This is a genomic window from Gordonia sp. NPDC058843 (assembly GCF_042743165.1).
Lineage (GTDB): Bacteria > Actinomycetota > Actinomycetes > Mycobacteriales > Mycobacteriaceae > Gordonia.
On record NZ_JBHYNC010000005.1, the window covers coordinates 24084 to 35520 of the forward strand.

Consider the following 11437-nt stretch of genomic DNA (forward strand, 5'->3'; position numbering starts at 1 on the left):
CGCGGGTGGACGCTCACGCACCCCCGCATCGACTTCATGACTCTCGTTCGCCAGGCGAGCCAAGTCAGGACAGAAGGGTAGTACATTGGCGAGAGTCGTTCTGCACATCACCGAGGCCCTTGGCGGTGGCATACACACCGCAATATATAACTACGCGTTAATTTCTCAAGAGTTCTCGCACGAGGTCTTTGCCCGTGTTCGCGCTGGCCAGCAGACACATGATTGGCCGGACTCTATTCGTACAATCTACTTCGAAGGAAGTCTGCTCGGCTTTCTAAGATCAGCAGGGGCAAGTATCGCAGAAAAACAGCCTGACGTGGTTCATCTACACTCATCCTATGCCGGACTTCTAAGGGCTTGGATCCCGAAAAAAACACGCGTGGTGTATTCTCCACATTGTTTCGCAATAGAGCGGGATAGCGAGCACAAAATCGTCCTAGGGATTTACAGAGTCTTGGAGGCCGCGCTGGCAAGAAGGCACAGTACAGTTATTGGCGTAAGCCCGCGTGAACTAGCGATCGCACGCGAGCTGAACCGCTCGGGTGAGAAGGTGCTGGTTCCCAACTTCGCGGAAAGAAGAGTTACAACGCCTCGAGAGTCTTCTGATGGTGGTGGCGCATGTCATGTCGTCGGTGTTGGTAGATTATCGACGCAGAAGGACCCGATCTTTTTCAAGAACGTCGCGGAGATTCTAGGCAGAGGCTACACGTTCACCTGGATCGGTGACGGAGAACCAGCAATGAAGGAAGCCCTAATTGCAGCTGGCGTCGAGGTCACAGGCTGGTTGTCTCCAGATGAGGTTGCTTCGTACTTACAACGTGCTGATCTGTACCTACACACTGCCCGCTGGGAGGGCTCTCCGCTCTCAGCTATTGAGGCGGCGTCTGCCGGATGTCCTGTGATTTCACGAGATATTCCTTCGATGGAATCCCTCCGCTACGTACTCGGCGGCGCGAGTCCGCGCGAAGTCGCGAAGGTAGTCGAGAAGTTCTTTTGCGACGAATCGTTCTCGACCGAAGTCGCATGCCAGACGGATGCGGTAGTTAGTGAAAACTCGCTGGAGATAGCGAGATCAGCACTGGTGAAAGTGTATGGAACCGTTGGTGACCCCGCTGTCTAGGTACAATCTGTCATCAGGATCAGGCTTCGTCACCCGCCTCTTCAAGAGTGGTGCCCCGGCGGCTGTATCGACCACGTTCGCACTTCTGATACCGATCCTCGGACGCTTCTATCTTAACGATCAACAGTACGCTGCATGGGCTCTGGTTGCGACGATCGCGACAATCGGATTGCTCATCGACTTTGGTGGGCCAAGTCTGGCTGTTCGGATTTCCGGGGCCGGGCCAGTCTCGTACAAGCGGGTCTTTGTGCTCGGCGGACTGAGTGGCGGTTGCTCGTTAATAGTCGGAGTTGTAGCGGCGCTTATATGGCCCATCTACTCTACGCACATTGCGGTAGAACCGCCCTCCGGAATGCAGGCGATGTTGCTTCTGACTGGAATAGGGGCTGCTTTCCGAAGCCTATTGATCGTTCTAGCGGCCATAGCTCTCGGGAGGGAACGCTTCGTATCGCGGGCTTCGAACCTAATCTTGCAGGTTTCGATGCAATGCGTCATAGCATGGCTACTACTGGCGGCCGGCGTGGGTGTGATAGCAATGCCCCTGTCAATTCTTGCCAGCTGCATTCCGCTCTTGCCGTTCTACTTGAGTGACTTCAGGATCGGGGAACGCAAGCAAAGTTCAAGGAGTGCGATGCTCACCGCCGGTGCCTCTGCCTCGCGCATCGACTTTTTGGCAGAAGTGAAGACTTTCATGGCGGCTCGGGGCGCGGCTTCATTCATTAGTCTCGCCTTTACCCAGGTCGATCGCTGGCTGATCGCCCTTAGTGCGGACGCCAATTTCGTTGCCAACTACGATTTAGCCGCTAGAATTGCCGTAATCCCCAAGACTGCGTTACTCACACTTGGTTTAGGATTCGTCCACGAGGCGGCACGATTGAAACTCCGAAGCGAGGTCAGTTCGGTACTAAGGAAGGCATACATCGTAAGTGCTGCGGTGGTTCTAGTTGGCGCCTGCGCCACTCTGGGCTTCGGGTATCTCGCGTACCGCATATTTGAGGATCAGGTTGATCCTCTTTTCTTGCTACTTCTGATTCTATTGCTTGCGTCGAACTCGGCACATGCGATGACGGCCCCGGGCGTCTTAGTATCGACTGGTCTAGGGAAACCGCAATTTGAACTTGTCTATCTAGTGCCTGCTGCAATCACTGGAACCGTTCTAGGGGGTATAGCGGTCATGACCTCGTCCGCGTGGGGTACCGCACTGGCGATTGCTGGAAGCCTCTTTTTCTGGTCGAGCCTTTTTAGCCTCTGGGTTCCGCATGCGTTACGACGCGCTGATGTCAAACTAGCGATGGCTAGCTGATCCATGAACGAGAGCATGAAACATTCCGGGGTCGCTCATATCGACGGTTCACTCATGACGTCAATGTCCGCAACGGCTGTACTGAAAATGGGTCCACTCGCGTTGCTGCCGATTGCAACCGCGCTCCTATATCTATTGATACCGGTCGACTTTGTAGTAGTGAATACGGCATTCGCTCGCACCATATATCTCTGCTCTGCGGCGTCGCTCTTACTCGCACTAATGCTAGCCCTCAGCTACGCCGGTAGCGCCCTGTCATGGCTGATACTTGGTCTCCTGTTCATTGCTTCTGTGCCACTACTCGCGGCGGGTCCAGGGAGCGCAATCGGGGGACTATTCATCTGTACGCCTATAATCGTCGGACTCCTAGTTGCACACCTGTGCACGCCGAAAGTGTTGACCATAGCATCATCGGTGATGGCAGCGACACTATTAGTAGAAACTGTCCTGCGGACCCACTGGTACACCGCCCTACTGGGGACCTACAGATTTGAGAGCTTCGGAACCTTAGATTTCCGTGCAAGAGGGTTTATTGGTCACCCGGTGCCGGCGGCGTTCATAATTGTTGTCATTGCGATATCTTGTGCAGTCATCTTTGGTCGACAGAGGCAATGGAAGTGGATGGCGTTATCCGTAGCGACCCTCTCAATTACCTTAGCAACGACTGGAACCAGGTCGGCACTGATTCTTGGTGTGCTGGCTTTGGTTGTAGTCGGGATACGTTTGAGATCTTTGATCGAGAGCAGATTGCTTGGGGTCGTGTTCGCTTTCGCTCTGACCGCGTGCGGCCTTATTGCATCGGTTGTTTACGGCGGTAGTTGGTCAGCGATCAGCAGGCTCTTCAGCTTCTCGGAACTGTCGAACTCGGAGTCCGCTCTTGTCCGGGCTAGTGCACTATCGTCTATGCTCGAGCTACCCAATACATGTGGCTCGGCGTGCTCCCTACTGGGCCATGGGGGAAGGCAATTCGAAAGCATGCTGATGACGACACCATCGGCTTTCGGCCTCAGTACTGTCGACAATCAGTTCGTAACTGTGTTCTGGGATTTTGGATTACTGGGTCTAATCGCATTAGGGGTCGCAACTGTCTTTTCCATCGCTGTCCTTGTTTCTGCGCGGCAACCGGCAATGGCCAAGTTCGGAGCGGCTATAGTCGTTACCTCGGTGGTGTCTGGCGCGTTCTATGATTCGATTTATGTAAGACCCTCAGGCCTGCTTCTTGGAGTAGGAATTGGGTTATTGATTTTTAATTATCGTTCAAATTTGCAAGCGCGTAGCGGTGAAGAAGGGGCGTTCAGTGCCAAGTACATATGATCGTGCTGAGATATCTGTAGGTATCGTCGTGTACAACACCGACCCAGCTCTGCTCAAAGAATGTATTAATTCAATTCGCTCGCAACAAGGTAGCGAGGTCGGCGACGTCGAAATCGTCGTTCACGACAACTCGTCTAGCCAAGACCTTTTCGATCAGTTTCGAGGTGCGGTCGATGTGTGGATTAGTAGTCCAAACGTCGGCTTTGCCGCCGCTGCGAACCGGTGCGTCGAACTCGCGAGGCATGAGTGGATACTGCTGCTCAATCCAGATGCTCGTCTAGGGGACGGTGCTCTTCACCGCCTTGCATCCCTCGCGACGCGTGATATGGCGGCCGGTGATCGCATCTACTGCGGATGGTTGATATCTGGACAGCGAGTTCAAGTTGACGCCATGATGCTGTGGATCTCAAGTCTTTCGCGCGTCGTGAGGCGGGCCTGGTATCGGCGATATCTTGAGCGCAGATCTGGACGAGATGCAGTTGAGATTCAGAAAGTTTCGGGCGGCGCTTGTTTTGGTTCCCGATCAACTCTTTTGGCATTAGGGCCCTACGATAGTCGGTTTTTCCTTTACGGAGAGGACGCGGATATGTCTGCGCGTGCGCGACATAGCGGTATTGCGTTAATGGCTGTCCCTGGCGTTCATGTCACTCACAGCGCTGCGTCCTCGCAGGCCTCTCATTCAGCGCTAGTGGAGGCTGCTCGTGCGGATGCTGCGATACGGTTGTCTGCCTATCGACTGGGACGTGTGGGAAGCTATCTATTTCGCTTCGAGTTCTTGCTTGTCACCTTACTGGGGGCTGTTTTGGCTGCTAGGACTTCGTCGAAGTCGGCTAGAACCAGACTTAAGCGCCTTTTGGTGATGAGACAGTGGGGGCTGAGGATGGACCTGCCGAAATGGGACCCTGCATGTCTGAAATAGTTGTTCTAGTGCCCTGGTTAGAGGGCGGTGGTGCGCAGAAGGCGCTGAACGGCCTTCTGAGTCGGTTGCCATGCGAGTTGACGCACGTCATAGTACTTTTTGAGGGTTCTCGCAATTATGACGAAATTGTGAGACGTGGAGTCAGGATCACGTTTCTTGATTGTCGCCGTAGTGCTAGAGGCGCATTCTTTGCGTCTAGGAGGATCCGTCCGGCGCTTCGCCACGCTTCGCGCATATTCTCCTTGTTGCGGGCAGGGCACGTGGTGATCGGCATGTCGGGAATGGCGCACCAGTTGCAAGGGCGTTTCGTCGCGTCCGTACATCAGATGCCTTGGGTTGACTCTGTCGGCATGCGCGGAAGAGTTGAAGACGTTTTCCAGAGGATCGCGCTTCGAAATGCCGTATTTGTGACTAGTCCTTCGGCGGCAGCTTTAGAGTTCCTCGTGAACAGACGAGTGCTTACTGAAGAGCAAGCTGTTGTAGAGGCCAACATATTGCCGTTGAATGTGAAAGGGGCTACGGCTGTCACGTACGATGCAAAGGCGCCCCTTCGATTACTTTTCTGCGGGAGGCTTGAGCGGCAGAAGGGATTAGACCGTTTGATGTTGGCTATTCCAAAAGTCGGCCGGCCGATTCATGTGCTTGTTGCGGGTTCCGGATCGCAGGACCTAGAGCTGCGTGAACTTGTGCGTCGAGTGATCACCCCCCCGCACACCGTTGAGTTTCTTGGATATGTCTCAGACGTAGGCGAGCTGATCGATGAAGCTCACCTTGCGATCATGCCGAGTCGTTCCGAGCTGGAACCGGTCTTCGTCTGGGAGTGCTGGGCCCGTGGTCGCGCTGTCATAGCTTCCGCAATCCAGGCGTTTGCAGACCTGTCGAGGCAGGGGCCGCTGCACCTGTTTGAGGATCAGGCCGAACTGGTCGAGCTACTAGAGACAGCCGACTCGACTAACCCCTTGTATATCTCGGATTTTTCGCGCGCTGTCGACGCTGTCAGCGGTTACAAGGTCGATAGTAGGCTGACCCAATTTCTAAATGAAGAGGGCTGACAATGTCCATAGTGGTGCTGCATGCGTACAGCAGGACGAACTCGGGAGACGGGCTGCTAGTGGACTTGACAGTTCGCCGTCTATCGAGAATCTTTCCGGAAGACCGAATTGTCATCGTGGCGCAGGATCCTGGTTCGTTCCCTGAGTACGAGGTCAGATCATGGTCGGCAGCCCGCTCGTTATTAGCCCCTTCGTCTCGGTGGTCGACTGTTCAGGTTAGCTTGACGGGACCCGCTCGGCATCTGCTGTCCGAGCTGGATGCCGCTCGGTTAATTGTCGGGGTTGGCGGTGGCTATTTGCGTGCAAGCTCGGTTCTAGAGCTCGCTAAGAGTTTCTTTGCTCACTACTCGCAGTTGAAGGCTGCAACTTCAGCAAATGCGCCGGCGGTGTATCTACCGCAGAGCATAGGTCCATACCCGAAGTATCTCAGTCGTATTGTTCTCAATCGAGTAGGTCGACTTCAAGCTTTCCACGTGAGGGACGATCGATCTCTGGAGTTTCTTGCAGGAGCGCAGAATGTGAAGCGAACTCCCGATCTGGCCGTACTGGAGCTTTTTGAGAATGAGATTGGCACGATTGATGGCCCGTTCGGTAGGCCGGTTGCCATTGCTCGTGAGATCGACCGTCCCGGTACGTACTACGATACGCTCCGGGACATGTCTGACACAGGTCGATTTGATTGGGCCGTACAGGCATCAGCGCGGGGAAACAATGATGTTCCGCTTTCGCAGCGGTTGGCAGGCGGCTGCGCGAAGCCTGTCAGCGAGGTCCTGAACGGGGACCAGTGTCGGGTGGTTGTGAGTACACGACTGCACGGTGCACTTGAAGCGATACTGCGCGGGTATCCCGCTGTGCATCTAGGATACGAACGAAAGAGCTGGGGCGCATTCGAGGACCTCGGCTTAGGAGAATTCGTTCTAGATTGCCGAAGGACCTCAGGTGCCGAAGTAGCTAAAGTTGTCGATCGAATTGAGAATGATCCGGATACATACTGGTCGCGTGTGCGCAGTGCCCAGGAAAGTATGTCCGAGGCCTCGGGTCAACTAGATTCGATGCTCTTAAGTGCAAGTGTCGAGGCGGGTAGCTGATTATGGAGCAGAAATTGTCAACAGAACACACGCGAGGGTCATCCTCTGCCGACCCCCTCCGACGTCAGCTTGGTGTGCTCCGCCGCGGGTGGTGGATGCTGGTTGGGGCGGCGCTGCTGGGTGGTTGTCTAGCTCTTGCTGGCAGTCTGGTCCAGACCCCTCTGTACGCAGCGTCATCGACACTTTACGTGAGCGTCCAGGGAGGGGAGCGCTCAGATGCGGCGTACCAGAATTCTATGGCGTCTCAGCAGCGAGTCCTGTCGTACGCGAAGTTGATCAACTCGGATGTCATCGGGGCTGAGGTCATGGAGCGATCAGGAGTGGGTCTCTCCATACCCGAGATTCAGTCCGCGCTCACTGCTTCCTATACGCCCGATACAGTGCTACTGACAATCAGCGCCGAGGATCGGGACCCTGCGGTGGCAGCCAGGCTTGCGCGTGCGGCGGCGGAGTCCGTTGCTGACTACGTTTCGGAGCTAGAGCGACCGGTGGGAGGCGGCGATTCCCTCGCCAAGATGACCGTCGTAAGTCCTGCGCAGGTAAGTGATACACCGGTTTCACCCCGTGTGTATCGGAATACCGGCGTCGGCCTCTTGATTGGCGCGATTTTGGGCCTGGGTCTGTTGGTACTTCGTAATCGATTGGACAGTCGGTTGCAAGATGAGTCAGGAGCTGTCGCTGCTTCTGGGGCCGCGGTGCTCGGGCGCATTCCCAATCAACGCGAAGGGAGTGACGAGCTTGTTCCGTCATTTACAGGTGGGTGGAGTTCTACTGCGGAGGCGTTCCGCAAGTTAAGAACCAATCTGCAGTATGTAGAAGTTGACCATCCTGCGAGGATCATCTTGGTCACAAGCGCACTTGAAGGGGATGGTAAGTCGACTACATGCGTCAATTTGTGCGCGGCACTGGCCGAGGCGGGTGAGCGTGTAGTGCTGATCGACGCTGACTTACGGAGAGCTAGGGTCGCGGCGATGTTGTCAGCGAGTTCTGCGGTAGGGCTCACCGACTACTTGCGGGGTGACACCGCTATGGCGGACGTCGTGCAGCAAGCTCCTCTGAGGGGGTTCGATCTTGTCGCTAGCGGATCGATCCCGCCTAACCCGGCCGAGTTGCTGGGGTCCGAGCGTTTCAAGTCTGGAGTAGCGGAGCTGTCGAGTTCTTACGATTACGTGATTATCGATTCTCCACCGGTGATTCCTGTAACTGACGCCATGGTGATCGCCGGCTGTGTAGATGGGGTCTTAGTGGTGGGACGCGTCGCAAAAACTAGGGAGTCGGCACTCCGTAGCGCGTGTGATCAGTTGAGAAGTTCATCAACACGCATTATTGGTATCTTGCTTAACGGAGTGCGTAATTTGGAGGGGTCTTACCAGTATTCCTATACGGGTGCTGGCGCGCAGCCGATGACCAAGAAATGATTACGAATCGGGTCCTGCAATTCCCTATCTGACTGGTCGCGAAGATATTTGTGGGGATTCGGGTGACGTTCGGATCGATCGTCTAGCGCGACTGCGTTTGTCCCATGACGGTGGGCGACGTTAGATCGAGCCAGAGGATATTAAACCGCCCTGGGCAAGCTGGATGCGGTTTATTTGAATATGACTGTGCTCCACCTCTGCGTCTGCGCGCACGGTGCCCACCATTATTTCTGCTCTCGCTGTACCTTCTGCGGATGGGTTGCGAATGCGGGTACGAGATGTGGCGGACCGTCGAGATGAGCGAAGGCTCTACTGGGGAGGTAAAAAGTCGCCTCAATCGGCGTCCCGACGACCTCGTAGCCGTCGGCGATCATCTAGCAGTCGGTCCCCGGCTCTGCCCATAAAGGCTTCTAACGCCTTGCCCGTCCAGCTCTTCGTGGCCACTAGTATTCTTATCTTCATCCGCGCTATCGAGGGACTGGCTATTCTAACCTTGGGTTCTTAATCGTTCTACATGTGGCCTTCGAGCCGACGGAGCCTTCGATCTCGATGCCCACAGTGCTGTGATCACGGGGGCCGGGCGTGAGTGACTTGCGTAGCGGACGTTCTGGTCGGTCCGCCGTAGAGCTAGCGGTCGTCTACCGGCATGCGGGTGATGATCGTCGGGTCGCTGCTAGTGCCGACGCCATTGAGTGCTTCGATCAGGTTTGTCGTAGCAGCTGCTAGTGCTGTGGCTGACTGTGTGTCGGCACTCGAACGGGATTTGGCGCTCACCGGGTTTGCATACACCCCAGCCCCGGGGGCATAGCCAGTATGCCGACAAGGTACCCGCGGCAGTCAAATGACGTTCCACCGATGGGTGGTGCAACACCGGCCGTCGTCTGAACCAAAAGCCTGCGGCTCAGTGGTCTGCGGGCGGGTGATGTGTGTGGCCTTCGTGGGCATCCTGCATTGGCTCGAATTTCATAGCGTTCGCACGATCAGGTTCGCGATCGCACGGCTGGCGAGGGGCGTCGGGTGGCGGGGTTGGGTCTGGGACTGCGAGGCGTTCCCTTCGAACCAGCGGGCTGCGCCGGCGCATGCGTCGTGCCCGACGGCGGCGGAGGCGACGTCGACGAAGGTCATCGATCGGGTGACGGCAGCGGTTCGGAGGATGGCGTCGAATCGTTTGAAGAAGGTTTGTAGGTACGCGGCGTCGGCGTTGCTGATGTTCGCCTGGCCGGGGCAGCCGGTTCGGCCGTAGTAGCCGCCGTGGCCGACGAGGACCACGCGAGCGAGGGGTGCGCGGGCGCGGATGGTGCTCAGAGTTGCGCCGATCTTCGGTGCCACAGCTGTCAGGGCCGAGGTCATCCGGTCGGCCATGGCTCGATCTTGGCGACACCGAGCGTCCTGGCCGAACCTGGGCGTGAAGCAGGAGGAGACGATCGACCACCAGCGGAGGTCGTTGCCGCCGATCGAGAGAGTCACCAGTCGCGTGGACCACGACAGTGCGTTGATCTGGACGGGCCGGGCACCGAATGATGTCGTCTGCTGGCGGGTCGTGACGTCTGCCGTGGTGGCGTACACGCAGGCAACGGAGGTGAAATTCATCCGGAGCTGGGCGGCGAGGTGCGTCGGGTAGGCGTCGCGTGTACGTCCGCAGCTGTCCGGATGCTGTGCCGAGGTCATCGTCGGCGCTGCGGCGCGTGAGTCTCCCAAGGCGACGTAAGCCGGTGCGGCCGGTGCAGCGATAAGCCGGAATTCGACCATCAGATTTAGCCCGAAATACGGTATCCAACCATCCGAGATGTGGTTCTATCGGTTTGGTCAATAGCGAGCGGGAGAAACTCATGCGTCGTCTCTCAGTTGCGATTTGCATCGGTGCTGTGTCGATCTTGCTCCTCGTCACCGTGCCGCAGTCAGCGAACTCGGCTCCCCGCGTGCGCGTGGGAGTCGCTTCGATTTCCACCCAGTACGCCGGCGCCGACTTTGCCAGCGAATCGAGCCAGATCAAGGCGACCGGCGCGACGGCCATTCGCATCCCGGCGAAATGGAATCTGCTGCAGCCGTCGAGTTCTAGCTCGTCCACGTGGACGCGACTAGATACCGCGGTCAGCGCCGCAAGGGCCAAAGGGTTGTCCATCCTGATGAACCTCGAGGGCCCGGCGCCGGTATGGGCGCAGAAGCCAGGTGCGAACCCGCTCCTGAACGGAAACTCTCCCGCCGACCCGTCGACTTTCGGTGAGTTCGCGCGACAGGTCGCACTTCGGTACTCGTCACGCGTGGCGGCGTGGGAGGTGTGGAACGAGCCGAACCTCGCCCACTATTTGATCCCGCCCACGGCTGGAGAGTACGTTCCATTGCTCAAAGCCGCGTTCGGCGGCATCCGAGCGGCCGGCGCCAATCAGCCGGTGATCACCGGCGGACTGTCGAGTCTCCGCACCGAAACGCGAGATGTCACCTTCATCTCGGACATGTACGCCCTCGGCGCGAAGCCTTACTTCAATGGCGTTGGCGTACACCCGTATACGTTGCCGTATCCGATCACCGCGGACCCCCGGGCAGGTGACGGCGGGGGAGCGGCCGTTCTGCCTGAGGGGCGGGCGATCATGGTGGCGAATGGTGACTCGACGAAGTCGATGTGGGTGACCGAGTTCGGGCAGCCGACCGGGAACACGCCGGCGTCGACCACCGAGGCCGTGCAGTCCAGCATCATCGTCGACGCTGTCAACCGGGCAAACGGCCTGCCGTGGATAGCGGCGATCTTCCTCTTCACGACTCGCGACCTGTCCGCCAACAAGGCGGAAGACAACTCGAACTTCGGGTTATACCGATTCGACGGTTCGCCGAAGCCGGTTGTCGGTGCTCTGCAATCGGCCCTTGGCTAAGCACTACGAGCGGGGCTGATACCGGTTGATCATTCCGGTCAACCACTCGACGCCAACCGGATTGGCGCTGTGCACCCGGACTTCGCGCGGCCACCGTTCGTGCTCGCACATCCACAGCACCACCGCCCGGGTCGTGTCATCCCCGCCGAGGTCATGATCGAGTGACATCACATCGACCTCCTCGACTCGGGCGTCGAGGAGGTCGATTGCTTCAGCACTCGTCTTGGCCCACTCCCAGCCTTCTGGCGGGATGCGGAGATCGTCGACCCACAACTTCATGACCGACGATCATGCCGGGCGAGGGCGGCTAGGGCATCTTCTTTTACGCCAGCTCCCGGAGGTGGACACCGCTTCGC

General features: G+C 57.3%; 10 protein-coding genes. 8 read left to right on the forward strand and 2 right to left on the reverse strand.

Annotation, left to right across the window (positions count from 1 at the left end):
• Positions 1 to 85: 85 nt before the first annotated feature.
• The 7 genes from ACFW3F_RS05220 to ACFW3F_RS05250 all read left to right on the forward strand — a co-directional run bounded on the left by ACFW3F_RS05220 (position 86) and on the right by ACFW3F_RS05250 (position 8214).
• The gene (locus ACFW3F_RS05220; RefSeq protein ID WP_388055010.1) at positions 86 to 1120 is read left to right on the forward strand and encodes a glycosyltransferase; all 1035 of its coding nucleotides are present in this window, start codon (positions 86 to 88) and stop codon (positions 1118 to 1120) included.
• Positions 1104 to 2423, forward strand: a complete 1320-nt coding sequence (locus ACFW3F_RS05225) for a hypothetical protein (RefSeq protein ID WP_388055012.1) — start codon at positions 1104 to 1106, stop codon at positions 2421 to 2423. Before ACFW3F_RS05220 ends, ACFW3F_RS05225 begins: the two co-directional genes overlap by 17 nt.
• A gap of 981 nt (positions 2424 to 3404) precedes the next feature.
• A complete protein-coding gene (locus ACFW3F_RS05230) occupies positions 3405 to 3737 on the forward strand; it encodes a hypothetical protein (RefSeq protein ID WP_388055014.1) in 333 nt (110 codons plus the stop codon).
• 28 nt (positions 3738 to 3765) lie between these two features.
• Positions 3766 to 4656 carry a glycosyltransferase gene (locus tag ACFW3F_RS05235; protein ID WP_388055016.1) on the forward strand — a complete coding sequence of 297 codons (891 nt, stop codon included), beginning with the start codon at positions 3766 to 3768 and terminating at the stop codon, positions 4654 to 4656.
• A 272-nt stretch (positions 4657 to 4928) separates the two neighbouring features.
• Positions 4929 to 5708, forward strand: a complete 780-nt coding sequence (locus ACFW3F_RS05240) for a glycosyltransferase (protein ID WP_388055018.1) — start codon at positions 4929 to 4931, stop codon at positions 5706 to 5708.
• Between the two features lie 2 nt (positions 5709 to 5710).
• Positions 5711 to 6796 (forward strand): polysaccharide pyruvyl transferase family protein, encoded by a 1086-nt coding sequence (locus ACFW3F_RS05245; protein WP_388055020.1) that lies wholly within the window; start codon positions 5711 to 5713, stop codon positions 6794 to 6796.
• A gap of 2 nt (positions 6797 to 6798) precedes the next feature.
• The gene (locus tag ACFW3F_RS05250; RefSeq protein WP_388055022.1) at positions 6799 to 8214 is read left to right on the forward strand and encodes a polysaccharide biosynthesis tyrosine autokinase; all 1416 of its coding nucleotides are present in this window, start codon (positions 6799 to 6801) and stop codon (positions 8212 to 8214) included.
• Positions 8215 to 9177: 963 nt separating this feature from the next.
• Here the strand turns inward: ACFW3F_RS05250 and ACFW3F_RS05255 are convergent.
• A complete protein-coding gene (locus ACFW3F_RS05255; protein WP_388055024.1) occupies positions 9178 to 9963 on the reverse strand; it encodes an SGNH/GDSL hydrolase family protein in 786 nt (261 codons plus the stop codon).
• A gap of 116 nt (positions 9964 to 10079) precedes the next feature.
• On the opposite strand from ACFW3F_RS05255, the gene ACFW3F_RS05260 reads away from it, so the two are divergent.
• Complete coding sequence (locus tag ACFW3F_RS05260) at positions 10080 to 11081, forward strand: cellulase family glycosylhydrolase (protein ID WP_388055025.1); 1002 nt, start codon at positions 10080 to 10082, stop codon at positions 11079 to 11081.
• Positions 11082 to 11084: 3 nt separating this feature from the next.
• Here ACFW3F_RS05260 and ACFW3F_RS05265 read toward each other — a convergent pair whose 3' ends face one another.
• The gene (locus ACFW3F_RS05265; RefSeq protein ID WP_388055027.1) at positions 11085 to 11360 is read right to left on the reverse strand and encodes a cyclic-phosphate processing receiver domain-containing protein; all 276 of its coding nucleotides are present in this window, start codon (positions 11358 to 11360) and stop codon (positions 11085 to 11087) included.
• Positions 11361 to 11437: the final 77 nt, after the last annotated feature.